The organism is Streptomyces sp. NPDC058086, from assembly GCF_042885015.1.
Lineage (GTDB): Bacteria > Actinomycetota > Actinomycetes > Streptomycetales > Streptomycetaceae > Streptomyces.
Map to the genome: position 1 here is coordinate 119,231 of NZ_JBHVST010000008.1, position 24,252 is coordinate 143,482.

Annotated in this window: 22 protein-coding genes; 10 read left to right on the forward strand and 12 right to left on the reverse strand. The window is 71.3% G+C overall.

The window, feature by feature from the left end; genetic code table 11:
• Window positions 1–20: 20 nt before the first annotated feature.
• Window positions 21–1,136: an allantoicase gene (gene alc / locus ACFVWD_RS08935; protein ID WP_389594624.1), complete on the reverse strand. Its 1,116-nt coding sequence runs from the start codon at window positions 1,134–1,136 to the stop codon at window positions 21–23.
• A 68-nt stretch (window positions 1,137–1,204) separates the two neighbouring features.
• Window positions 1,205–2,527, reverse strand: a complete 1,323-nt coding sequence (gene allB / locus ACFVWD_RS08940; protein ID WP_389594697.1) for an allantoinase AllB — start codon at window positions 2,525–2,527, stop codon at window positions 1,205–1,207.
• 352 nt (window positions 2,528–2,879) lie between these two features.
• Between allB and ACFVWD_RS08945 the strand changes: the two genes are divergently transcribed.
• A complete protein-coding gene (locus tag ACFVWD_RS08945) occupies window positions 2,880–3,683 on the forward strand; it encodes an IclR family transcriptional regulator (protein ID WP_389594625.1) in 804 nt (267 codons plus the stop codon).
• 362 nt (window positions 3,684–4,045) lie between these two features.
• Here the strand turns inward: ACFVWD_RS08945 and ACFVWD_RS08950 are convergent, their stop codons facing one another.
• A complete protein-coding gene (locus tag ACFVWD_RS08950; protein ID WP_389594626.1) occupies window positions 4,046–4,453 on the reverse strand; it encodes a universal stress protein in 408 nt (135 codons plus the stop codon).
• Window positions 4,453–4,701: a hypothetical protein gene (locus ACFVWD_RS08955; RefSeq protein WP_389594627.1), complete on the reverse strand. Its 249-nt coding sequence runs from the start codon at window positions 4,699–4,701 to the stop codon at window positions 4,453–4,455. The genes ACFVWD_RS08950 and ACFVWD_RS08955 overlap by 1 nt, the downstream gene beginning before the upstream one ends.
• A 103-nt stretch (window positions 4,702–4,804) precedes the next feature.
• Here ACFVWD_RS08955 and ACFVWD_RS08960 point away from each other — a divergent pair, with 103 nt between their 5' ends.
• A complete protein-coding gene (locus ACFVWD_RS08960; RefSeq protein ID WP_389594628.1) occupies window positions 4,805–6,280 on the forward strand; it encodes a PLP-dependent aminotransferase family protein in 1,476 nt (491 codons plus the stop codon).
• Between the two features lie 42 nt (window positions 6,281–6,322).
• On the opposite strand, the gene ACFVWD_RS08965 is transcribed toward ACFVWD_RS08960, so the two are convergent.
• Complete coding sequence (locus ACFVWD_RS08965; RefSeq protein WP_389594629.1) at window positions 6,323–6,640, reverse strand: DUF5955 family protein; 318 nt, start codon at window positions 6,638–6,640, stop codon at window positions 6,323–6,325.
• A 209-nt stretch (window positions 6,641–6,849) separates the two neighbouring features.
• On the opposite strand from ACFVWD_RS08965, the gene ACFVWD_RS08970 reads away from it, so the two are divergent.
• Together ACFVWD_RS08970 and aceB are read left to right on the forward strand one after the other, a co-directional pair.
• Window positions 6,850–7,449 carry an NTP transferase domain-containing protein gene (locus ACFVWD_RS08970; RefSeq protein WP_389594630.1) on the forward strand — a complete coding sequence of 200 codons (600 nt, stop codon included), beginning with the start codon at window positions 6,850–6,852 and terminating at the stop codon, window positions 7,447–7,449.
• A gap of 187 nt (window positions 7,450–7,636) precedes the next feature.
• Complete coding sequence (aceB, locus tag ACFVWD_RS08975) at window positions 7,637–9,271, forward strand: malate synthase A (RefSeq protein ID WP_389594631.1); 1,635 nt, start codon at window positions 7,637–7,639, stop codon at window positions 9,269–9,271.
• Between the two features lie 13 nt (window positions 9,272–9,284).
• On the opposite strand, the gene ACFVWD_RS08980 is transcribed toward aceB, so the two are convergent.
• The 5 genes from ACFVWD_RS08980 to ACFVWD_RS09000 form a co-directional block, all read right to left on the reverse strand.
• Complete coding sequence (locus tag ACFVWD_RS08980; protein WP_054237070.1) at window positions 9,285–9,560, reverse strand: SelT/SelW/SelH family protein; 276 nt, start codon at window positions 9,558–9,560, stop codon at window positions 9,285–9,287.
• Window positions 9,557–10,471: a HipA family kinase gene (locus ACFVWD_RS08985; protein WP_389594632.1), complete on the reverse strand. Its 915-nt coding sequence runs from the start codon at window positions 10,469–10,471 to the stop codon at window positions 9,557–9,559. Before ACFVWD_RS08985 ends, ACFVWD_RS08980 begins: the two co-directional genes overlap by 4 nt.
• A 190-nt stretch (window positions 10,472–10,661) precedes the next feature.
• The gene (locus tag ACFVWD_RS08990; RefSeq protein ID WP_389594633.1) at window positions 10,662–12,602 is read right to left on the reverse strand and encodes an FHA domain-containing protein; all 1,941 of its coding nucleotides are present in this window, start codon (window positions 12,600–12,602) and stop codon (window positions 10,662–10,664) included.
• Between the two features lie 270 nt (window positions 12,603–12,872).
• Window positions 12,873–14,621 carry a protein kinase gene (locus ACFVWD_RS08995; protein WP_389594634.1) on the reverse strand — a complete coding sequence of 583 codons (1,749 nt, stop codon included), beginning with the start codon at window positions 14,619–14,621 and terminating at the stop codon, window positions 12,873–12,875.
• 398 nt (window positions 14,622–15,019) lie between these two features.
• Window positions 15,020–16,561: an IucA/IucC family protein gene (locus tag ACFVWD_RS09000; protein ID WP_389594635.1), complete on the reverse strand. Its 1,542-nt coding sequence runs from the start codon at window positions 16,559–16,561 to the stop codon at window positions 15,020–15,022.
• Between the two features lie 29 nt (window positions 16,562–16,590).
• Between ACFVWD_RS09000 and ACFVWD_RS09005 the strand changes: the two genes are divergently transcribed.
• The 3 genes from ACFVWD_RS09005 to ACFVWD_RS09015 are packed head-to-tail and all read left to right on the forward strand — an operon-like array spanning window position 16,591 to window position 20,274.
• Window positions 16,591–18,144, forward strand: a complete 1,554-nt coding sequence (locus ACFVWD_RS09005) for an IucA/IucC family protein (protein ID WP_389594698.1) — start codon at window positions 16,591–16,593, stop codon at window positions 18,142–18,144.
• A gap of 49 nt (window positions 18,145–18,193) precedes the next feature.
• Window positions 18,194–19,459: a VWA domain-containing protein gene (locus tag ACFVWD_RS09010; protein ID WP_389594636.1), complete on the forward strand. Its 1,266-nt coding sequence runs from the start codon at window positions 18,194–18,196 to the stop codon at window positions 19,457–19,459.
• A complete protein-coding gene (locus tag ACFVWD_RS09015) occupies window positions 19,459–20,274 on the forward strand; it encodes a hypothetical protein (RefSeq protein WP_168497116.1) in 816 nt (271 codons plus the stop codon). Before ACFVWD_RS09010 ends, ACFVWD_RS09015 begins: the two co-directional genes overlap by 1 nt.
• Before the next feature lie 139 nt (window positions 20,275–20,413).
• Here the strand turns inward: ACFVWD_RS09015 and ACFVWD_RS09020 are convergent, their stop codons facing one another.
• Both ACFVWD_RS09020 and ACFVWD_RS09025 read right to left on the reverse strand, forming a co-directional pair.
• The gene (locus ACFVWD_RS09020) at window positions 20,414–20,800 is read right to left on the reverse strand and encodes a hypothetical protein (RefSeq protein WP_389594637.1); all 387 of its coding nucleotides are present in this window, start codon (window positions 20,798–20,800) and stop codon (window positions 20,414–20,416) included.
• A 105-nt stretch (window positions 20,801–20,905) separates the two neighbouring features.
• Complete coding sequence (locus tag ACFVWD_RS09025) at window positions 20,906–21,541, reverse strand: winged helix-turn-helix transcriptional regulator (protein WP_389594638.1); 636 nt, start codon at window positions 21,539–21,541, stop codon at window positions 20,906–20,908.
• Between the two features lie 85 nt (window positions 21,542–21,626).
• On the opposite strand from ACFVWD_RS09025, the gene ACFVWD_RS09030 reads away from it, so the two are divergent.
• From ACFVWD_RS09030 to ACFVWD_RS09040, 3 genes are all read left to right on the forward strand, one after another.
• Window positions 21,627–22,835: a pyridoxal phosphate-dependent aminotransferase gene (locus tag ACFVWD_RS09030; protein WP_067380663.1), complete on the forward strand. Its 1,209-nt coding sequence runs from the start codon at window positions 21,627–21,629 to the stop codon at window positions 22,833–22,835.
• A 90-nt stretch (window positions 22,836–22,925) separates the two neighbouring features.
• Complete coding sequence (locus ACFVWD_RS09035; RefSeq protein ID WP_389594639.1) at window positions 22,926–23,525, forward strand: histidine phosphatase family protein; 600 nt, start codon at window positions 22,926–22,928, stop codon at window positions 23,523–23,525.
• Between the two features lie 72 nt (window positions 23,526–23,597).
• Window positions 23,598–24,227, forward strand: coding sequence for a hypothetical protein (locus ACFVWD_RS09040; protein WP_389594640.1), 630 nt, complete (start codon window positions 23,598–23,600; stop codon window positions 24,225–24,227).
• Window positions 24,228–24,252 lie beyond the last annotated feature (25 nt).

The following is a 24,252-nucleotide window of genomic DNA, read 5'->3' on the forward strand; positions in this document are numbered from 1 at the left end:
ACCCGCGCGGCAGCGCGGCCTCAGCCGCCGAGCTCCTGGTACCTGGCCGTCAGGGCCGTGGCGCCCTCCTCCGTGAGGGAGCCGAACAGACGCAGGCGGGAGATGCCTCCGTCGGGAAAGATGTCCACGCGCGCGTGGGTCCCGCTCACCGGCGCGGCGAGGACGAAGCGGTGGTTGGTGTCGGGCTGGAGGCGGGTACGGGGGAGGATCTCCGTCCAGTCGCCGTCGTCGCCGTCCTTCACCGACACCGACGCCCAGCCGGCGCTGTTGCCCTTCAGGTACGCCGTGTCGATCTCCAGGGCGCGGATCTCGGACTGGGCGACCAGCTGGTAGCGGATCCAGTCGTTGCCCTGGTCGCGGCGGCGGCGGGTCTCCCATCCGTCGTCCATCTTGCGGGAGCGCCCCGGCTGGATGGTGTTCGTGGCGGGCGAGTAGAAGAGGTTGGACGCGTCCTCGACCCGGCCGCCGTTCTCCAGGGCGAGGACGTCGAAGGTGCCGAGCGCGCAGAGCCACTCCGGGTCGGCCACGACCTCGCCGTACACACGCAGCCGGGCGATGCCGCCGTCGGGGTGCTGGTTGACGCGGAGGTGGGTGAAGCGCTGCTCGACCAAGACGGCGAAGCCGTTGGCGGCGTGGCCGCCGACCGCCGTGCGCGGTACGAGCGTCGTCCACTTCACGTCGTCCGCGAGGAGTTCCTCCGGTGACGGGGAGCCGGGGACCGAGGCGCCCTCGACCGACACCGCCTGGGGGTAGTTGCCGCGGAAGTGGGCCGTGTCGACCACCACCCCGCGTACGACACCGGGTGCGCCGAGCCGGACGAGCGCCCAGTCGTGGTCCTCGGCCGTCGGCCACGGGTGCTCGGCCGAGGCGCCGCGGCGCCGCCGCGTCTCCCAGCCGTCCATGATCTTGCCCTTGTGCCCGAAGTGCTCGGGGTCGAACTCGGCGCGCCCGGGCAGCAGGAGATTCTCGCGCTGGGCGAAGAACTCGTCGTTGGCGGCGATGACCCCGGCGCCGAGCTGCCGGTCGGCGAGGTTGGCGTACTGGGTGAAGGGGAAGTCGGCGGTGCGGTGGTCCGCGTACGGGTCGCCGCCTCCGTAGGGGTTCGCGTCGCCGGTGAAGTGAGGAATCGCCGTCACGTTGATCAGGTCTGCCTTTCGAGGTCGGCCGCTACGGATGCGGGTGCGGGTGCGGGTGCGTTCGAGGGCTACGGGGTGCGCGTCAGGAGTTCGCCGCCGGGGGCGCCGAACTCGCCGTCGGCCACGATGCGCTCGCCTCGCAGCCAGGTGGACTTCACGACCCCGCTGAGCGTTCGGCCGGCGTACGCCGTGACCCGGTTGCGGTGCTGCAGCGCGGCGGGATCCACGGTGAAGGTCTCGTCGGGGGCGAGGACGGCGAAGTCGGCGTCAAGGCCCACCGCGATGGCGCCCTTGCGGGAGTCCAGGCCGACCAGTCGGGCCGTGCGCGTGGACATCCAGCGGACCACGTCCTCCAGACTGTGACCGCGCTTGCGGGCCTCCGTCCAGACCGCCGACAGGCTCAGCTGAAGCCCGGAGATGCCGCCCCAGGCGGTCGCGAAGTCGTCCGTCTTCAGGTCGGCCGTGGACGGCGAGTGGTCGGTGACGACGCAGTCGATCGTGCCGTCGGCCAGCGCCTGCCACAGCAGGTCCTGGTTGGCGGCCTCGCGGATGGGCGGGCAGCACTTGAACTCGCTGGCCCCGTCGGGGACTTCCTCGGCCGTCAGGGTCAGGTAGTGGGGGCAGGTCTCCACCGTGATCCGCACGCCCGCACGCTTGGCCTCGGCGATCAGGGGCAGCGCGTCGGAGGACGACAGGTGCAGCACGTGCACACGCGCGTGGAGGCGTTCGGCCTGCGCGATGAGGTTGCCGATGGCGGTGTCCTCGGCGTCGCGCGGACGCGAGGCCAGGAAGTCGGCGTACCTCCGGCCGCCCTTCTGAGGGGCGGCGGCGAGGTGGTGCGGGTCCTCGGCGTGCACGATGAGCAGGCCGTCGAACGCGGCGATCTCTGCCAGGGACCGGGCCAGTTGCTCCTGGTCCAGCTCGGGGAACTCGTCCACGCCGGACGGCGACAGGAAGGCCTTGAAGCCGAAGACTCCCGCGTCGTGCAGCGGGCGCAGGTGCTTGACGTTGTCGGGGAGGGCACCGCCCCAGAAGCCGACGTCGATGTGCGCCTTGGAGCGGGCGACGTCCTGCTTCGTACGGAGGTGGTCGACCGTGGTCGTCGGCGGGAGGGAGTTGAGCGGCATGTCGACCAGGGTGGTGATGCCGCCGGCCGCGGCGGCGCGCGTCGCGGTCCAGAAGCCCTCCCACTCCGTGCGGCCGGGGTCGTTGACGTGCACGTGGGTGTCGACCAGGCCCGGCAGGAGGACGTCGTCGCCGAAGTCCTCCAGGCGGACGCCGGGCGGCACCTCGGCGTCGTACGCGAGCACGGCCGTGATCCTGCCCGCGGCGACCGCGACCGTGGCGGCGCGCGTCCCTTCGGGAGTGATGACGCGCGTCGAGCGCAGCATCAGTTCGACCCATCCGACGTCGGACACCCGGACCCCTCTCTCTGCCGCTGTCGACTCCCGCTGCCGCAGTTAACTTCCACGTAACGGAATTCAACGTTCTGTTGAAGGAGTCTTCACTCAAGCCCTCACGCCGTCAAGGGCTCACCCCTCCACCCTGCCCCCGAATGCGCCCCTCTGGATGTTTCCACAGAATGGAATTAGAATTCCACAAGGCAGAACGTAGCTACGCACCACCAAGGAGTCAACCAACAGCCGGGTAGGCTGCATCACTGCCCGCCCGTCACCCGCCACCGCCGTGTTCGAGGCCCTGCGGGCCGCCCCTCTCGATTCTGAGCCTTGAAAGGACCGCGCCGTGCCTGCGTCCAGCGCCAGCACCACCGACGACGCCAAGTCATCCGCCCCGAGCGGTGGTGTCCAGTCCCTCGAGCGCGCCTTCGACCTGCTCGAGCGCATGGCCGACGCCGGCGGGGAGGTCGGCCTGAGCGAGCTCTCCGTGAGCAGCGGGCTGCCGCTGCCCACCATCCACCGCCTCATGCGCACGCTCGTGGCCTGCGGTTACGTACGCCAGCAGCCGAACCGCCGCTACGCGCTCGGCCCCCGCCTGATCCGCCTGGGCGAGTCCGCCTCCCGGCTGCTCGGCACCTGGGCACGCCCCTACCTCGCCCGTCTGGTCGAGGAGACCGGCGAGACCGCGAACATGGCGCTGCTCGACGGGGACGAGATCGTGTACGTGGCCCAGGTGCCCTCCAAGCACTCGATGCGCATGTTCACCGAAGTGGGACGCCGGGTGCTGCCGCACTCCACGGGCGTGGGCAAGGCCCTGCTCGCGCACACCCCGGCGGACGAGGTGCGCGCACTGCTCGCCCGTACCGGCATGCCTGCCGCGACGGAGAAGACGATCACCACCCCGGACGGCTTCCTCACCGCGCTGGAGGAGGTGCGCCGGCTCGGCTACGCGGTCGACGACAACGAGCAGGAGATCGGCGTGCGCTGCCTGGCCGTCTCGGTCCCCGACTCCCCCACGGCCGCCGCCATCTCCATCTCCGGTCCCGCGGGCCGGGTCACGGACGCGGCCACGGAGATGATCGTGCCCGTGCTCCAGCAGGTCGCGGTGGAGCTGTCGGAGGCGCTGGCGAGCTCGGGCCCGGGGGCCTGACCGGCGCGCCCCGGGGATCACCCGGCGGCGAGGTCGGCGAAGTCCCGCGCCATGGCCCGGCGCGGAGCTCGGCGTTCGCGCCGTGCCGGGGCCTGTCCGGCGGATCAGGCCGCAGGGAACGGGCGGGGTCTCATCGACGCTGGTGAGCGGGGCTTGGTGCGTCCAGCTGCAAAGCGGAGGAGGGCGTCGACGCGATGGGGGTCCCCCCTGCGCGAGCGAAGCCGAGAGCTCGGGGGAGTCGGCAACCGACGACAACGCCGCTGGGGACACCCCCTGCTCGAAGAGCTTGGGGAAGGGCGTGCCAAGCCCCGCGTCTGCGGCATGATCCGCCGGACAGGCCACTAGGGCCGACGCGGGCACCGTCAGGACCGGGCAGCGGGCGTGCGCCGGCACCTGGCGGCGGACCGCGGCCCTACGAGCCCCCGTGCGGGCGCCGAGGACCAGGAGGTCGTCCGGGTGCGCGGCCAGCTGGCACAGGGGTCGGGACGGGACCGGACCACCCTGCGGACGACGGTGACCTCGGGCGGCGTACCGCCGAAGGCCTCCTCGAAGGCGCGGTCGAGCCGCGAAGAGGCATCGCGGGCGCAGCGGGCGGCCCAGGCGCTGTCGGGGTTGCGGACGTAGAGGACCTCCCCCTCGGGCGGCTCCCACGCGAGTACGGCCACGAGCACGCGGCCGCTGTCGCGGGCGGCACGGGCGGCGACCCGCAGCGCGGCGAGACTGGCGAGCGAGCCGCTGACGCCGACGACCACCTGTCCGGCGGCCGCCATCAGGACTCACCCCGGCGCAGCCGCGGCAGCCCGAGCCCCCCACCGGCACGGGCCGTGAAGCGGCGCCCCGCGACCAGCCTGCGCGCCCACTCCCGCACTGGCACCCCCGGCATCCGCTCCTCCTGGCGCCGCTGCATCTCCCGCTCCCCGCGATCGGTGAGGCAGTGGTCGCTTCCCTTGGCGCTGACGCTTCCCTTGGCGCTGATGCTCCCCTTCTCGTAGACGTGTCCGGCGTCGATCGACGTCACTCCACTCCCCTTTCCAGGCCAATGCGGTGGGACGATTTCCCCTGGTCCCCGAAGTCTGTACGCTGATTGGCCTGCCCTACAGGGCCAATGCAAGGGAGTTGGCATGGTGAACGGACCGGTGGTCCACGGAATGGACAGGACGCTGGGAAGCCGACAGCTCGCCGCGCTGCTGTCCGCCGTGCCCCACGCCGACGGCCGCCTCGGGTATCGCGCGCTGGCCGACGGTGTACGCAGGCTGCTCTTGGACGGCCGGATCGCGCTGCACGTCCGGCTGCCCGCCGAGCGCGAGCTGGCCTCCGCGCTCACGGTCAGCCGGGCCACGGTGACGGCGGCGTACGACCTGCTGCGGGAGGACGGGTTCGCGCGGAGCCGGCGGGGCGCGGGGACGTGGACGGAGCTGCCCGACGGCCACCGACCGGCCAATGTGGCCTCCTTCCCGGCCGACGACGGGGTGATCGACCTGGCCATCGCGGCGCCCGGCGCGCCCGAGGCGGAGCTCGCGGAGGCCTTCGCGGAGGCGGGCGTCCTGCTGGCCCGGCGCGCCTCGACACCCGGCTACCACCCCTACGGGATCCCGGAGTTGAGGGCCGCCGTCGCCGAGCGGTTCACCCGGCGCGGGCTGCCTACGCTGCCGGACCAGATCCTCATCACGAACGGCGCGCAGCAGGCCCTCTCACTGACGCTCGGGCTGCTCGGGCGGCCCGGTGACCGGATCCTGGTCGAGAACCCCTCGTATCCGAACGCGCTCGACGCGATGCGCCGCGCCGGACTGCGCACCACTCCCGTGCCTGTCACGGCGGAGGGCTGGGACCCGGGGCTGATCGACTGCGCGCTGCGGCAGGCGGCGCCCCGGCTCGCGTATCTGATCCCCGACTTCCACAATCCGACCGGGCATCTGATGCCGCTCGAACAGCGCCTGGCCGTACTGGAGTCGGTGCGCGCGACCGGCACCTGGCTGGTGATCGACGAGACGATGACGGACATCGCGCTGGATGTGCCCGGAGCGGCGCCGTTCGCCTCGCTCGCGCCGCGCGGGACGGGCGAACAGGTCGTGACGGTGGGGTCGTTGAGCAAGACGCACTGGGGCGGGCTGCGCCTCGGTTGGGTGCGGGCGGGATCCCGGCTGATCACGGAGCTGGCGACCGCACGGGTGCCCACGGACATGGGCGGCTCGGTCCTGGACCAGCTGGTCGCGCTCGGACTGCTGGCGCGCACGGACGAGGTGCTGCGCGAGCGGCTGCCCCGGCTGCGCGCCCAGCGGGACGCGCTCGCCGACTCGCTGACCCGCCATCTCCCGGACTGGCGCTGGCAGTTGCCGCCCGGCGGACTGACCTTGTGGATCGACCTGGGCCGCCCGATCGCCTCGTCGCTGGCCCGCGCGGCCCTGGCCCAGGGCCTGCGCATCGAGGGCGGTTCCCGCTTCGGCGCCGACCCGGGCACCCATGAGCACCGGCTGCGCTTCCCCTACACCCTGCCGTCCGACATGCTCGACGAGGCCGTACGCCGGCTCACGACCGCTCTGGACAGCGGGCTCACCGCGGCCGGGGCGGAGGCGGGCCGCCCGCACTGGGTGGCGTGAGCGGTACGCCGAAAGCGCACCCGGAGAAGGACCCCGGCCCCCTCAAGGGCGCCGGGGCGGTTCCCCGAACAGCTCCACCGCGCTGCGTACTCCCGCGAGGCCGGTCGACAGCGCGCTGACCGAGCCGATCGCGCCCGCGATCAGCAGTAAGGAGCGGCGCAGCCTGGGTATCTCGGGCAGACCGCTGAGGGCCATCGCGGCGAGCGCCGCGAGCTCGTCCTCGGCGATGCCCCGGTCGGGGAACTCGGCCGGGTGCGTGGCGAGTTCACGGCGCAGCCGGGAGACGGCGGTCCGCAGTTCCGCCACCCTCGGATCCTCGTCACTGCCGGTCACTGGCCTCTGTCCCAAGCTCCGCAACACAGCTCGCCCCCTCGCACGTCCTTGTGCGCACGCCCTTCGCCGGTCTGTCCCACACCCCATGGCGATGGTCGGGCGCCGGGGGACGCGGGCCAGTAAACGCCACCCGATGCGGTGGCGCCACCGCGCGGACCGAAATTCAGCCCCGCGAGACCGTGCCCTCGGCGCCGGGTCAGGTATGCAGGAGGTATGACGCACAGGGAAGACGGCGTATGACACACAGAGAAGACCAGGTGGCCGGGCTGCTCCTCGCGGCGGGCGGGGGGCGACGGCTCGGCGGGCGGCCCAAGGCGCTGCTCGAACACCGGGGGCGACCCCTCGTGGAGTACGCGGTGGGGGTGCTGCGCGCGGCCGGGTGCACGCGCGTCCACGTGGTGCTGGGGGCGCGGGCCGACGCCGTACGGGAGCGGGCGCGGCTCGACGGGTGTGTGCTCGTGGACAACCCGGGGTGGGAGCACGGCATGGGTTCGTCGCTACGGGCCGGGCTCGGCTCGCTCGCCGGCACGGGCGCGCGGGCGGCACTGGTCTCACTGGTCGACCAGCCCGGCATCGGGCCGCGGGCGGTCGCGCGGGTGCTCGCCGCCTACCAGGACGACACCTCGCTGGTTTCCGCGGCGTACGACGGAGTGCGCGGCCACCCCGTCCTCTTCGGCGCCGCCCACTGGGCCGGTGTCGCGGCGAGTGCCACCGGTGACCGGGGGGCACGCGCCTATCTGAAGGAGCACGAGGCGGCGATCACGCTCGTCGAGTGCGGTGACGTGGCGGAGCCGTACGACATCGACACGGAGGACGATCTAGGACACCTTGAGTGAACGGCGTGGCACTGAGCGCCACGTTGCCTCGACCTGGAGAATCTCGACATCAACAAACCATTGAACTTCCACCATGAGGAAACTATTATCCACTGTTCAGAAGCGCCGGGCTGCTCTCCAGGCGCTGATCTCCCTACCCGGGTCGCCTGGCACCCGGTGCCACGCTCGCTGAAGGAAGTGACAGCTCATGTCCGCACCAGCGCCGTCCCCGCTGGCCATCGTCGACGCCGAGCCCCTGCCCCGGCAGGAAGAGGTCCTCACGGACGCGGCCCTCGCCTTCGTGGCCGAGCTGCACCGGCTGTTCACGCCCCGGCGTGACGAGCTCCTCGCCCGCCGCGCGGAGCGCCGCGCCGAGATCGCCCGCACCTCCACGCTCGACTTCCTCCCCGAGACCGCCGCCATCCGCGCGGACGACTCCTGGAAGGTGGCCCCCGCCCCGGCCGCCCTGAACGACCGCCGTGTCGAGATCACCGGCCCCACCGACCGCAAGATGACCATCAACGCCCTCAACTCGGGCGCGAAGGTGTGGCTCGCGGACTTCGAGGACGCCTCGGCACCCACCTGGGAGAATGTGGTCACCGGTCAGCTCAACCTGATCGACGCGTACACCCGCGGCATCGACTTCACGGACCCGAAGTCCGGGAAGTCGTACGCCCTGAAGGCGAACGACGAGCTCGCGACGGTCGTCATGCGTCCGCGCGGCTGGCACCTGAACGAGCGTCACCTCGTCGACGCGGACGGCACACCCGTCCCGGGCGCGCTCGTCGACTTCGGCCTCTACTTCTTCCACAACGCGCAGCGCCTGCTCGACCTCGGCAAGGGCCCCTACTTCTACCTCCCGAAGACGGAGTCGCACCTCGAGGCCCGCCTGTGGAACGACGTCTTCGTCTTCGCACAGGACTATGTCGGCATCCCGCAGGGCACCGTCCGCGCGACCGTCCTGATCGAGACGATCACGGCGGCGTACGAGATGGAGGAGATCCTCTACGAACTCCGCGACCACGCCTCCGGGTTGAACGCGGGCCGCTGGGACTACCTCTTCTCCATCGTCAAGAACTTCCGTGACGGCGGCCAGAAGTTCGTGCTGCCGGACCGCAACGCGGTGACGATGACGGCCCCGTTCATGCGCGCCTACACCGAACTCCTCGTCCGCACCTGCCACAAGCGCGGCGCGCACGCGATCGGCGGCATGGCGGCGTTCATCCCCTCCCGGCGCGACGAGGAGGTCAACAAGGTCGCCTTCGAGAAGGTCAAGGCCGACAAGGACCGCGAGGCGGGCGACGGTTTCGACGGCTCGTGGGTGGCCCACCCGGACCTGGTCCCGATCGCGATGGCCTCCTTCGACGCCGTCCTCGGCGAGAAGCCGAACCAGAAGGACCGGCTGCGCGAGGACGTGTCCGTCGCCGCCGGGGACCTGATCGCCGTCGACTCCCTCGACGCCAGGCCGACGTACGACGGTCTGGTCAACGCCGTCCAGGTCGGCATCCGTTACATCGAGGCCTGGCTGCGCGGGCTCGGCGCGGTCGCCATCTTCAACCTCATGGAGGACGCGGCCACCGCCGAGATCTCCCGCTCGCAGATCTGGCAGTGGATCAACGCGGGCGTCGAGTTCGAGCACGCGGGGAACAGCGTGAAGGCCACCCCGGAGCTGGCCCGCGAGGTCGCCGCACGGGAGCTGGCGAACATCCGCGCCGAGATCGGCGAGGAGGCCTTCGCCGCCGGTCACTGGCAGCAGGCCCACGACCTGCTCCTGGAGGTCGCGCTCGACGAGAACTACACCGACTTCCTGACGCTGCCGGCGTACGAGCAGCTCAAGGGCTGACCTCCGAGGCGGCTCACTTGTCCGAGTGGCCCAGGGACCTTCCCGGGGCCACTCGGTCGCGTACGAGCTTCTTCACGGCCGTCGGTTCCGGGAAACCCTGCTCGCGCCGGTCCCAGACCACCTCGTCGTTCACGCGGACGACGAACACGCCGCCGGTGCCGGGCTTCAGGGACAGCTCGGTGAGTTCCGTCTCGAAGGTGGTGAGCAGTTCCTGGGCCAGCCAGGCCGCGCGGGGCAGCCAGCGGCACTGGGTGCAGTATTCGATCTGGACGCGCTGGACGTCTGTCATCCGAGGTGCACCGACCAATCCTGTTCAGCCGCCGGTTTGCCGTGCAGGTCGGGGACCCGCTTGAGCCAGTTAGGGCGGCCCTGCTGGGTTTTCGCCGCGCGGTCCGCGTCCTCGGCGGCGAGCTGTTCGCGGCTCGGGAAGTCCGTGGGGAGCCAGTCCGCGGAGGCCTTCACGCGGGCGAGGAGATAGCGGACGTAGGCCTCGCGCGCCTCGTCCGGGGTCGCGAAACCGGGTTCTTCCGCGAGCCAGGCGTCCGGCACCTCGGCGGTGACCTCGCGCAGCAGCTCCTCCGTCACCTTGGGCGCCAGTTCCGCGTCGGCGGCGCGGGTGTCCGGGGCGTAACCGCCGAGGGCGTGGCTGCGGAAGTCGTACGACTTCTCCGGGGCCGAGGCGTCCCAGCGGTGGTGGAAGACGAGGGCGGCGCCGTGGTCGATCAGCCACAGCCGCGGGGGCGCGATGCCGAACGTCGGCCAGACCATCAGGTTCGAGCTGTGCATCGTACGGTCCACATTGACCGTGAGGGCGTCCAGCCAGATGACCTTGCCCGCCTCCAGCGGGTCGACGGGGAATGTCTTGGCGATCTCCGGGGTGAAGTCCTTCGCGCCCGGCAGATAGTCCATGCCGAGGTTGAGGCCGGCGCTGGCGCGCAGCAGGTCCTGGACCTCCTGGTGCGGCTCGTGCTCGGCGACGGCGGGGTCGAAGTGGACGAGGACCAGCTCGGGGAAGCGCAGCCCGAGGGCGCGCGCCAGCTCACCGACGATCACCTCGGCGACCAGCGCCTTGCGGCCCTGGGCGGAGGCCGTGAACTTCACGACGTACGTCCCGAGGTCGTCGGCCTCGACGACTCCGGGCACGGACCCTCCGGACCGCAGGGGTGCGATATAGCGGGTTGCAGTGACCTCGTTCAGCATTTTCTCAGGCCGTACATTTTCCTGACCTTACAATCCGTGACCAACCTCGGACATATGCAACCAAGGTAATCGACGTGTACCGCTCGCCTCCATCATGATCATGCCCTGTACGACTTCGAAGAGCACGGCTCCTCTTCTTCGGGAAGAAGAGGAGCCGCGCTCTCCTCGCCGCGGAGTGTCCCGCCCGGCCTCAGACCGGGTTGGAGGGCACGGAATCCTGCGGCACCAGGGCCGGAGGGCCGATTCGCGGGTCGGTGGGGCGAGGGACGTAGACGGGGGAGTCCGATTGGTAGAAGAGGTCGATGTCGGCTTCCTCCCCGCCGACGATCAGGGTGTCCCACGCACCGCTTTCCTGGAGCGTGCGGAGCGTGGCCGGGTCCAGCGTCAGGAGGTGGTCGCGCAGTTCCTCGTCAGTGGGCATACCGGGGAGACGGGGTTCGAGGCGCTCGCGTATCGCGCTCATGCGCTCCAGCAGGGCGTCGAGGGACCCGTGCTCGGGTTCGGAGCCGTCGCCGGGTTCCGGTTCCATGCTGCGGGCGATGATGTCCTTGATGGCGCGGGTGACGCCCTGTTCGTCGGTGGTGACCATGGCGTTCCAGGCCCGGCTCTTGTGCCGGTACTGAAGCATGGACATGGCCGCCTCGTGCCGGATGAAGTCGGCGTCGCGCAGCGGCTTGCCCTGCCAGGTGCGGCTGAGGGAGCGAGCGAGCGAAGTGGCGGAGGCGAGACCGCTGTTGAGACCGCGACCCGGCCAGAAGTGGATGGCGTTGGCCGCGTCGCCCAGCAGGAAGCCGTACGTGCCGGGGCCCGTCGAGGTCGGGCGGCTCAGCTGCGCCGTGAACCGTGGGCGCTGCACCATGTCCAGTCGGAACGACGTGATCGCGGTGAGGTCGTTCTCGGGCACGCCGAACAGCTTCAGTCCTTCCCGGATCCGCTTCCACAAGGGCGAACTGCGCAGCAGGGCGGGCAGGAAGAGGGTTCCGTGCGTGGGACAGCGGAACTCGTGGTCCTCTTCGCGGCTCATGACGCAGGGGCGAGCGGCGATGCACTCCTCGAAGACCTGACGGACCGGGTCGATGCCGATCACGTTCCGGGCCTCTTCGCGGGTGAGCCGCATGTTCAAGAAGCCTTCGCCGCGCAGCGAGTTGAGAAGAAACCTGTTCTGCGACACGGTCAGCAGGACGCTCATCCGGTCCGAGAGCGGGGACTTCACCCGGAGTCCCAGCACCACGTCCTGCAGATGGTCGCCGTCGAGGGAGTAGATCGAGGCGTCGGCCGCGCCGAAGCGGTCGGCGTAGTGCTCCCGCGTGCGGGATCGTCCGCCTTCGCAGATCGCCAGGACGTGTTCCTGCGAGAGCCGGCTCTGATGCTCCGACGAGTCGAACCGCTCCGCCACCAGCCGGATCGCGGCGTTCTTGTTCGCCAGTTCCAGCAGGCGGTCCTCGACGTAGGCGATCCGGATGTTGCGGGGAGGCAGACCGTCCACGGAGTCCGGTCCGACGGGCCACATCTCCGAATAGTCGCCCGTGTCCTCGAACAGCGCCGACCGTATCTCCTCGGGCAGAGCGAGGTACTGCCTGCTCTGGATGGTCACGACCTGCTGGCGACGGACGTTTCCCTGGGTCTCGTCCTTCCAGACGACGGTGGAGCCGTTCTTGGTCCACCGCCCTTCGTAGACCGTGATCGAGACCCGCCCGCGCAGCATGTTCTCCAGCGTCAGCGCGAAGGCGAGGCCCACCGGGCCACCGCCGGTGATGGTGACCCTGAGGATGCCGGGGTCCGCGGAGGCGCTCACCCGGGGTGCGTCCAGGTGGGAGAGATCCATCACCGTCTCCATGGCGTCCTGCGACTCGAAGAGGAAGGTCTCCTCACCGATTCGGATGCGGTCGCCGGAGCGCAGTACGTGCCGTGTGATGCGCTGGTCGTTGACGAAGGTGCCGTTGCGGCTGTTGCGGTCGTAGACCACGAAGCCGGCGTCCTCTTCGATGATTTCGGCGTGCAGACGGGAGGCGTTGACGCTGACGATCACGACGTCGTTGTCACTCTTGCGACCGAAGGTCAGTGGAGCAGCGCTCAGGACCACGCTTTGACCAGTGAAGGGGCCCGTTTGCCCCAAGATGACCGATGGCACTCATACTCCTTATGAACGACATCCAACTGCGAAAGAGAGGCCGCTTGACGCGGCTGACCCGACACGAGACCGGAGCCTTCACTCAAACGTGAACGTGACCTGGTTTAGTTCGATTCTTGCGACAAATTCGTTCCGCGCCTCGTTGCGGGGCCGCGATCCGGACACCTCGCCGCGCTGCGGGAGAACTCCGGGCACGGGACGGCCGGGACCGAGGTCCGCCCCGCTCCGCAACGCGGTCCGAGCCGTCGGCCGGTGCCCGGACGGCGTGCCTCAGCCCGTTCCGGCCTCGCAAGTCAGCGACAGAGGCACCATGTTGGACTTGCCGTGCAAGGGCGCCTTGAGCTCCACGCCGATTTCGCTCTCGAGCTTTCCGGCTTCCGCCCACGTGCTCAGGCTCACCGTGTCCTGCTTGCTGAGCCCTCCGTCATCCGAGAACACCAGCGTCCTCCAGTGCGGATCGGTCACCGAGCCGTCCTTGGACACCCACCGGTAGGAGAACTGGGCCGGGAGCCGGTCCACCGAGAACGTCGCGGTAAAGGTGGGCGCCTGCTCGCTCGGCGGCGGGCACTGTCCCGAGTACGTCGTGTGCGAACCCGTCACCGTCACCCGCACCCCCAGGGTGGCGGAGGCGCCTTGGCCGTCGCCCTGTGTGCTCGAGGCGGTGGCGTTCTCGGCGTTTTTCGAGGCCGAACCCGCGCCTGTGGTGGCGTTGCCGGCGCTCTGCCGATCTCCGTTTCCGTTTCCGTCGTTCATGAGCGCATAGCCCACCCCGGCCAGCGCCAGCACGCACAGGGACACGCCCGCGGCGACGAGCGCGATGCTGCGCCGGCTGCGCCGCGCGTCAACCGGGGGGACGGGGGAGGCGGGTGTTCCCGCGGCGCGCGGATCCGGCACTGCGGGATCCGCAACCGGGGGCTGTGCCACAGGACCCGCGTCCGCCGCCTGCGCCAGGGAATGCGTGACCGTGGGCTGCGCCGAGGGATCCGCGACCGTCGCCTGCGCCAGGGAATCAACGACCGTGGGCTGCGTCAAGGGATCAACGACCGTGGGCTGCGCCAAGGAATGCGTGACCGTGGGCTGTTCCCCAGGATCCGCGGGAGACGTGCGCGTCGTGGGCTGCGTCGAAACGGTCGGGGAGTCAGAAGGCGGCTGCACGATTCCCGCGTCGGGGACGCCGCCCTGGCAGATGATCCGCAGGTCCTGTTCCGCCTGCTCGGCAGTGAGACGTTCGTCCGGATCCTTGCGCAGCAGCCCCTCGATGACCGGAGTGAGGGCGCCGGCCCGGCGGACCTGCGGCAACTCCGCGTCCACGATGGCCCGCAGGGTGCTGAGCGGGGTGTTCTGGCGGAAGGGGGAGCGTGCCTCGACGGCCGCGTACAGCAGCACGCCGAGCGACCACAGGTCCGACGCGGGCCCGGACCGCCGGCCCAGCGCCCGCTCCGGAGCCAGGAATTCGGGCGATCCGACGACTTCACCGGTCATGGTGAGCGCGGAATCCCCCTCGATCATGGCGATGCCGAAATCGGTGAGCACCACCCGGCCGTCCTTGGCCATCAGCACGTTGGCCGGTTTCACGTCGCGGTGCAGCACGCCGGTCTCGTGGGCGGCGTGGAGCGCGGCGAGCACCTCGAGGCCGATGGACGCGGCACGCTGCGGGGAGAGCCGACCCTCGGCCTTGAGCAGGTCGGCCAGCGACTGCCCCCGGACCAACTCCATGACGATCCACGGGCGGCCCTCCTCCATGGCCACGTCGTAGACGGTCACCACGTTCCGGTGCGCCACCCGGGCCGCGGCCCACGCCTCACGCTCCAGCCGCGTGTACATCCGCTCGATGTCGGGTGCCGCCAGTCCGGCAGGCGCCCGGACCTCCTTGATGGCAACCTCGCGCTGCAACACCTTGTCGTAGGCGCGCCACACGGTGCCCATGCCGCCCGCGCCGAGGGGCGAGAGCAGACTGTAGCGGCCGGCAATCACACGCTCGCTGCCCGACTCTTCGGACTCGGCGTCCTCATTGGCCATCGGAGCGATTCTCCCTTTCCCTACGCAAGCTGCTCGTCAGAGCGCGGACTTCGCACTTGGACCATGCACCTGGCCTGCCCGGAAAGCAGGGCACGGACGGAGTGCCCCCATGGCGGAGGAACCCGCGGCGACCCAACGGGCTAATCCGACGGTGATCGTACCGTCGTTCACCGGACGCGGGTGCCGACGTGTGCGCGGCGCCCCCCGGGTCGGATCACTCCGTCATCACGTTCATCTGCCGTCCCCCTGTTGTTCGTCTCGCCTTGTCGGCGTGCCGACGGCGGCGACCCCGTTGGTGCTGGGTGGGGTCTGCCCCAGATCCGTTGGCCGGTACGGGAGTTGAGCCGGTCACTGCCCCCGCCACCAGGACATGTACCCAACCGAGGGGGAACCCGGCACTAGGCGCGCGCCAGCGGATTCGGCAGCGGGAGGTAGCGGGCGTCCGCGCCGTCCGCGCCCGTCCAGCGGAGCAGCAGATTCGTCTTGCCGGGGAGCGTGGGGGCGGCGAGCAGCTCCGCGATCTCGTGCGCGATACCGGGCAGGCCGTGCCGGGCCAGCTCGGTCCGTACGGCGGGCCACGGGTCCCAGCCCGGGTGGTCCTCCGCGAGCAGGGCGGCGAGTTCCGACACGTTGTTGACGATCAGGCAGTAGACCAGCCGCTCCCATCCGGCGGCCCGGTCCACGTCCGTGAGCAGCTTCACGCCCTCCGCGTCCCGGAACAGCGCCTGCACGGGGATGCCGTCGGCGTCCACGGCCACCACCGTGTTCTGGAGGTGCGCCTCGATGACGACGCCGTGCAGCGCGAAGGCCTCGAGCGCCGGCGGTACGACCTGGCGCAGGTACGCCGTCCACCAGGCGGACGGGTCGGTGAGACCGTCGAGGGGACTGCCCTCGAAGCGCTCGACGAGGGCGGCGGCGAGGAGCGGGGTCGCGCCTGGGACGACGTGCTCGCGCAGCCCGTCGCGGACGAGGACCGCGAGTTCTTCGAAGGCGAAGTCGGCGGTGCGGTAGCCGCGGTCGCTCAGCCAGGCGGCGCTCGCGCCAGTGGTCGCGAACGCGGCGGCTGTCGCCTCGTCGGTGCGGCGCAGTTTCAGCAGGTCGTGGCGCCACAACCGGCGGATGTCGTTGGTGATGCGCACGTCGAGGCTGAACTTGACGAAGACGTCGTCCTCGGGGGCGTAGAGCGTGCGGATGGCGGCCGTCGGCCACAGCGGGCGCGCGGTGCGGCCCAGGCGGATCAGCCGGCCGTCCGCGAAGGCCTCCCGGATCTCCGGGCGGGCGCCGACCAGGTCGAGCTGCCAGGGGTGGGCCGGAAGCAGCCGGTAACCCTCCGGAGCCGGCCCGAAGCCGTCGAGCGCCGAGGTGTCGCCCTCCTCGACGACCGCGTCCTCCCGCACACCGAGCAGCTCCAGCGGGAAGCGGGCGTACGCCTCGGGCGCGTAGGGCAGCCAGCCGGTGACGGGGCCGCCGCCGCGGGCCTTGGGCGCGGGGTGGTACGGGTGCCCGGTGATCAGGGACTGCTCGGAGCGGATGTACGGGTCCGCGGGCGGCGTCGCGTGCAGGCGGGCGACGAGCAGCGCGGCCACCGTGTCCCGGCTGTCGATCATCTCGGCGGGCAGCTCGGGGTTGGACAGACCGGTGAATCCGCGCAGTTCCTCGGTGGTGAGTTTGACCAGTTCGGCGTGGGTGAGCCGGTGCCAGGCCCCGTCGGCGTACACCTCGGGCGCCACGGGCCTGCGCGTCCCCCGCACCCGCAGCAGCCGCCCACTGGAGCGGAGCCGGAACACACCGGAGCCCCCGGCGACCCGGCCGGGGTCCGCGGCGGGCTCCCCCACCTCCCGCAGCAGACAATTGAGCAGCGGCGCGGCGGCGTACGCGTCGGCGGCCTCTTCCATCTCGTCCCTGCGGTACCTGGGGGGCATGGAATCCACGCGATCCATTCATTCCATACGGTGCACTGGTGATCAGTATGTCTGTCGGCGCGGGCGACCGCGACGCACAGTCCCCGTACCCGAGGAGCCCGACCGTGCACCGTCCCCCCACGCCCGACGCCGAGGCAGCGCTCGCCGACGAGCTGAGCGCCGTACGCCCCGCCCTCTCGGCGCCGTACGCGGCCGGGCTCCCCGGCGCCCGGGCGGCCGTGCTGAGCCGTCTGTGGCGTGCGCTGGCGTATGAGCCCATGCCGTGGATCGCGCGCCGCGAACCGGGAGCCGACGGGCTCACGCTCCACCTCGCCGACGGCCGGCGACTGTACGGCCCGCGCCCGGATCCGTACGCGACCACCACATACGTCACCGAGGTCCGGCTGGACGACACGGCGTACGACCGCCCGGCGCGGCTCATGACGGCCCTCGCCGTCCCCCACGCCGCCGCCTTCGCGGCCGAACTCGACCACAGCGCCGCCTCGTTGGCCCTCTCGCGCGCCGACCAGGCCGCCGCTGGCCGGGAGCCCGCGACCGGCTGGGAGTGGGAGCAGCGGGTGGTCGACGGACACCCGTACCACCCCAACTGCCGTTCGCGTCCCGGCTTCTCCGTGGCCGAGCAGCTCGCGTACGGTCCGGAGCACCGGCCGGTGGTGGAACTGGGCCTGGTGGCCGTCGACGACTGTCTGGTCCGGGGCGAGTGGCCCAAGTGGCTGCGGGACGAGGACCGATTCCTGATCCCGGTCCATCCCTGGCAGACGGCGCATGTCGTGCGTACCGTGCCCCAGGAGGTCGTCCCCGCGCACCCGTTGATGTCGCTGCGCACCCTCGCCCTCCCCGACGGGCCGCACATCAAGACCGCGCTGAGCGCCCGGCTGACCTCCTCCGTGCGGGACATCTCGGTCTACTCGATCGAGACGTCGGCGACGGTGTCGGCGTTCGCGGAGGACATGGCGGCCCGCACGGACGGCCTGCTGCACGTCACCCGGACCCTGGGCGCCGTCACGGCCCACTCCCCCGACCTGGCGGCGGTGCTGCGCGAGTCCCCGGACGTGTACGCGCACCCGGGCGAGCGCGTCCTGCCGGTGGCCGCCCTCGCGACCACCGAGCTGCCCCGGTCCGCCGCCTGGCTGGCCGACTTCACCCGCCTCGCGCTCACCGTCTGTCTGCGGCTGCTCGATCTGGGGGTGGCCCTGGAGGCGCACGGCCAGAACCTCCTGGTCGTACTGTCCGCCACCGGCGCCCCGGTCCGGCTCGTCTACCGCGATCTGGCCGACATCCGCGTGAGCCCGGCCCGGCTGGCCCGGCACGGCATCCCGGCGCCGGCGATGTCCGGACGGATCGTCACGGACGACGTGACCACCCTGCGCCGCAAGATGTTCGGCTCGCTGATCGGCGGCACGCTGGGGGCGACCGCGGGATCCGCGGCGGTGCTGCGGGAGGCCCTGGAGACGGTCGTACGGGATCTGCCGCGCACCCCGGACCTGACGGCGCTGCTCGAAGAGCCGTTGCCGACCAAGGCGTTGACCTTGATGCGGCTGTCTCCCGAGACGCCCGGGGACAGTTGGGCGCAGCTTCCCAACCCGTTCGCCACCCAATAGTTCGTAGATCGTTTTGAAGCCCGGCACCTTTGATCAATAGGATCCGGCGATGATCACAAGACAACGGCTGGCGGCAGGCGTCTGCGCCCTGCTCGCCGCCCTGACGGCCGGGATCGCCTTCCCGACCGGAGCGGTCGCCGACGAAACGGCGGAGCAGGCCGCTCCCAAGGTCGAACTCGTGCTGGACGTCAGCGGTTCGATGCGGGCGCGCGACATCGACGGCGGGTCGCGCATGTCCGCGGCGAAGCAGGCGTTCAACGAGGTGCTCGACGCGACACCCGCGGAGGTCCAGCTCGGTATACGGACCCTCGGCGCCAACTACCGCGGCAACGACCGCAAGACGGGCTGCAAGGACACCGCCCAGCTGTACCCGGTGGGCACCCTGGACCGCACGGAGGCGAAGACCGCCGTCGCGACCCTCACGCCCACCGGCTGGACGCCGATCGGTCCCGCGCTGCTCAAGGCGGCCGACGACCTCGACGGCGGCAACGGCACCCGGCGGATCGTGCTGATCAGCGACGGCGAGGACACCTGCCAGCCGCTCGACCCGTGCGAGGTGGCCCGAGAGATCGCCGCCAAGGGCATCGGGCTCACCATCGACACCCTCGGGCTCGTGCCCGATGCCAAGACCCGCGACCAGCTCAGCTGCATCGCGGACGCGACCGGCGGCACGTACACCTCGGTCCAGCACAAGGAAGAACTCACCGACCGCGTCGGTCAGTTGGTGAAGCGTGCCGCCGACCCGGTGGTGACGCCGGTCGCCGTGGAGGGCGCCGCCGCCTGCACGAGTGCCCCGACGCTGAAGTCCGGGCTGTACACGGACCGCGAGGAGTTCGGGCAGCACCGCTACTACCGCGTGGACGTCAAGCCGGGCCAGGAGCTGCGCGCCTCGGTGAGCGTCGCGGCCGACCGAGAGGTCAACCCGGACTACGGGGTGTTGCTGCGCGCGGTCACCGTGCACGGACGTGAGATCGTGCGCGGCGAGGCGGCGGGCAACGGCCGTACCGACGCCATCTCCACCGGTCTGCGTTATCCCAAGGCCGAGAGCGACGACGAGAACGCCCCCGCCGAGACCGTGTGTCTTCAGGTGTCCAACTCCTTCTCGGCGGCGAGCGGCGTGAAGACCGCGCCGGGCATGCCGGTGGAGCTGACGGTCGACGTAGTGGACGGGCCGGACCAGGCGAGCGACGTGGCCTCCTTCGGCCTCGGCCGCGGCTGGTGGCTGCTCGGAGCCCTCGTGCTCACCGGCTTCCTCGCGGGTGTGCTGTGGGGCTGGGTCTCGCGCCTGCGGATCGCGGTCTGGAGGACCAACTGATGCGTGTCAGAAGAGTGTTGAGCACCGCCCTGCTGCTGCTCGGGATCGCCGCGGCGCCCGCCGCGGCCGACTCCTCGCCCTCCGCGAGCCCCTCGGGCGACAGCGCCGCGCCGACCCAGGCCGGCACGTCGTTCCGTACGGCGACCGAGATCAAGCAGGGCCAGCAAGCCACCGCCAGCGGGTCCACGGGCGACTACCTGTACTGGTCGTTCCCCGCGGACGCCGGGCAGCGGCCCACCGTGAAGGCGACGGTGAAGCTCCCGGAGGCCTCCACGCGGCACGCCGGCCAGACCTGGCAGCTCGACGTCTACGACGGGCTGCGACGCCGCCAGGCCTGCCAGTACGGGGCACAGACACGCACTGCGGCACAGGACGCGGCCACCGTGGAACTGGCCTGCACCCTGCGCACGGTCCGTTCCTGGTCGGAGACCTGGGCCAACGACCCGCTGCCGGGCACGTACTACGTCCGGCTGACCGTCACCGGGCTCCAGGCCTCCGACCTGGGTCTGCCGATCGGGGCCGAGGTCAAGGTCGACTCCAAGGACATCGGCGGGTCGGCGGCGGTGGACGGTTCGCTGGCGAAGCCGCTGGTGCCGGGCATCGCGACGAGCGCCGAGAAGTCCGACTCCGGCTCCGGTTCGTCGACGGCCGCGCTGTCGTCCATCGAGCCCGACGACGGCTGGGCCTCCGGTTGGTGGTCCGACCGCTGGGTGTGGACCGCGATCGGCGGCATCCTCGCGGCGCTCGCGGGCATCGGCGGGTACGCGCTGACCCGGGGGTCCGGGCGGCCTTCCCGGGTGCCGCCGGGCGCCTAGGCACACGGAGGCGTCCGTGACGGCTGCGTGACGGCGAAGGCCCGCCGTGCCCCCTCGGCACGGCGGGCCTCGTCCCCCGCCCGGGTTCCGGTCCGGTGAGGTGCTGGGGCGTTGTGCGTGGTGCGTGGTGCGTGGTGCGTTACCAGCAGGCCGGAAGCGTGTTGGTCTCGCTGCCGATGGCGGTGTCCTTCATCCAGCCGTACTCCCCGTTGTCGGCCTCGGTCCACTCCCAGCGGTAGGGATGCGGGCCGCCCACGTACTCGTCCGGGTTGCCGCCGTCGTAACGGCACTCGAACCAGCTGGGGTTCGAGTACATGTGGCCGACGACACGGCTGGAGTCCGGGTAGAACCGTGCCAGGTCCTTGTAGCCGTATACCGGCGCGCCGGAGCGGTTGTTGCACCACCAGTGGCTCCCGCTGTACCAGCAACTGCTCGCGGCGGACGCGGAAGGCGCGGCAGTGGTGCCGAGGCCGACGGCGAGCGCCGCGGCGCTGAACACCACCGCCAGGGACTTCTTGATACGCATGCGAGCCACCCTGTGGTCGCCGCCCCGCCGCCCGCAATGATTTCGAACGCGCTGGAAGTGTCTGGCGCGAGCGGCACGGGACGGCTACGGGACCCCGAACCGGCGTCAGTCCCCGCGCAGCACCTTGGCGAGGGTGCCCTCCCCTGTGACCTCGATACGTCCGTCACGCACCGCGTCCACCACGGTCGAGGTCCCGCGGCTCACATCCGTGCAGGTTCCGGTGTCGAGGCTGAGCCGGACGTCCGGCTCCTCCGGGGCGGGCCCGTCCCCGTACACGGGCCCCTCCTCGGCGCCCAGCCACACATGGAACTCACCCTCCTCCAGGCGGACTTCGACCAGCCCTGAAGCGCCCTCCCCCGCCAGGCCCCGCAGCAGCGGCAGCGCGAACCAGTGCGCCCGCACGGCGTCCGTGGCTCCGCGCTCGCCCAGCGAGGGCGCGCCCCACTCGCCGAGCGCCTGCAGCACGGGCAGCAACTCCCGCCCTCGGCCGGTGAGTTCGTAGACGTACGCGGCGCCCGGCGGCGGCAGTCGGCGCCGGGTCGTCAGTCCGTCGCGCTCCATGTCCTTGAGCCGGGAGGCGAGCACGTCCGTGCTCACGCCCGGCAGATCCGCGTGCAGATCGGTGTAGCGGCGCGGGCCGCCGAGCAGCTCGCGGACGATCAGGAGGGTCCAGCGGTCACCGACGGCGTCGAGCGCGCGGGCCGCGGAACAGTACTGGTCGTAGCTTCGGCGAGGTGACATGCGACGCAGTCTAGACATGTTGTTGGACTTTCCAAGCACTCACTTGGTAAAACCAAGCAACACCACGAACCGGAGGACACAGCGCATGGAGTTCCGGCAGTCGAGCAAGCTCAGCGAGGTCTGTTACGAGATCCGCGGCCCGGTGATCGAGCAGGCCGACGCACTGGAGGCGGCAGGCCACAGCGTGCTGCGCCTCAACACCGGAAACCCCGCGCTCTTCGGTTTCGAGGCGCCGGAGGAGATCCTCCAGGACATGATCCGGATGCTGCCGCAGGCGCACGGCTACACCGACTCACGCGGCATCCTCTCCGCCCGCCGCGCGGTCGCCCAGCGCTACCAGGAACGGGGTCTGGAGGTCGGCGTGGACGACGTCTTCCTCGGCAACGGCGTCTCCGAACTGGTCTCCATGGCGGTCCAGGCGCTGGTGGAGGACGGCGACGAAGTCCTCATCCCCGCGCCGGACTTCCCCCTCTGGACGGCCGTCACGACCCTCGCGGGCGGCAAGGCGGTCCACTACCTCTGCGACGAACAGTCGGACTGGTACCCGGACCTGGCCGACATGGAGTCGAAGATCACCGACCGCACCCGCGCGGTCGTCATCATCAACCCCAACAACCCGACCGGTGCGGTCTACCCCCAGGAGATCATCGAGGGCATCCTCGACCTCGCCCGCCGGCACGGCCTGATGGTCTTCGCGGACGAGATCTACGACCAGATCCTGTACGACGACGCCGTCCACCACTCGGCCGCGGCGCTCGCCCCCGACCTGGTGGTCCTCACCTTCTGCGGCCTGTCCAAGACGTACCGGGTGGCGGGCTTCCGCTCGGGCTGGCTGGTGGTGACAGGCCCCAAGCAGCACGCCCGCAACTATCTGGAAGGCCTGACCATGCTGGCCTCCATGCGGCTGTGCCCCAACGCGCCCGCCCAGTACGCCATCCAGGCCGCGCTCGGCGGCCGCCAGTCCATCCACGAGCTGACCGCGCCCGGCGGCCGCCTCCACGAACAGCGCAACCGGGTCTGGGAGAAGCTCAACGAGATCCCGGGCGTCTCCTGCGTCAAGCCCAAGGGCGCGCTGTACGCCTTCCCGCGCATCGACCCCGAGGTACACAAGATCCACGACGACGAGAAGTTCGTCCTGGACCTCCTCCTCCGCGAGAAGATCCAGGTCGTCCAGGGCACCGGCTTCAACTGGCCCCGCCCCGACCACTTCCGCATCCTCACCCTGCCGCACGCCGACGACCTCGACGCGGCGATCAGCCGGATCGGCCGGTTCCTGGGCGGGTATCGGCAGTAGGGCCGCCGTATGGCGCACTCCGACCTGCGGACCGCCGGGGGCGATGACACCGTGCGGAGGGAGTGACAGGACCGGAGAAGGGTGTCGGCCATGGGTGACCTGATCCTCGTGCGGCACGGCGAGACCGAGTGGTCCCTGTCCGGGCGGCACACCGGATCGACCGACATCCCGCTGACGGAGAACGGCCGCGAGCAGGCCAAGCGGCTGGCCCCGCTGGTCGCCTCGCACCACATCGCGGCGGCGTTCGTGAGCCCGATGCAGCGGGCCCTGGAGACGGCGCGGCTGGCCGGGGTCGAGGGGGCGCGGGTGGACGCGGACCTGTGCGAGTGGGACTACGGCGGGTACGAAGGGGTCACGACCGTGGAGATCCACCGGACCCGGCCCGACTGGTTCCTGTTCGACGACGGCGTCGCACCGGGGCCGCCGGAGCATCCCGGGGAGAGCCCGGAGCAGGTCGGGGCGCGGGCGGAGCGGATGCTCGCCAAGGTGGACGCGGCACTCGCCGAGGCGGAGGGCAGTGTCGTCCTCTTCTCGCACGGGCACTTTCTGCGGGTGCTGACCGCGCGGCGGCTGGGGCTGCGAGCTTCGGACGGCGCGTTGTTCCAGCTCGCCACCGGGACGGTGAGCCGGCTGAGCACCGAGCATCGGCGGCATGTCGTCGCCGGCTGGAATGTCAGACCCCCGTCGTAGTCTTCGAGTGGGCCGGGAACGGGGTCGGCCCATCGGGGGCGTCATCCTTCGGCTGCGGAAAGGGGTGCCGTCATGACACGACCGCCGACCGTCGCGCAGCGGCGTGTCATCGATGCGGCGGACCCGGTGACCGGGCGGCTGAAGGGGACGGACGCGCAGCTCGCCGCGTTGGTGAAGCGGGGGCTCGCCTTCCGGCATCCGCGGCCGCCGCACGCCTGCTTTCTGACGCCCGCCGGGCACCGGATACGCGAGACGCCCGAGCCGGCAGCGGCCCCTGAGCCTCCCGCCGCCACCTCCGACTCGGGCGTGTTCACCGCGCGGATCGGCGGCGAGGAGAACGCCGTTGGCGGTTCCTCGCGCACACGTGAGGTGCACAGTGCCTGGCAGGGGCTGCTGGAGCTGCGGCGGATGACCAGTCGGGACGGGGCGGTGGACCGTCCGTGCGGGTGGGAGCGTACGCATCTGGTGCAGGCCGCCGCGCTCGCCCTGGAGGCCGCCGGGCACGACCCGGCGGCGGGGGAAGGCCCCGGCTATCGGGTGCGGGCGACTCCGCAGCCGGAGGCCGTCGCCGTGCGCGAGCCGGACGTCGAGGCGCTGCGGGCCTGCGCGGCGACGCTGGAGAAGGCGGGCTGGCAGGTCGGCGAGCACACGGAGCCGCGTACGGGAGCGCGGTATGTGCTTGCCTCACCCCGGCGGGCATGAGGTCCCTCGATCCCCTTCCGCCCCT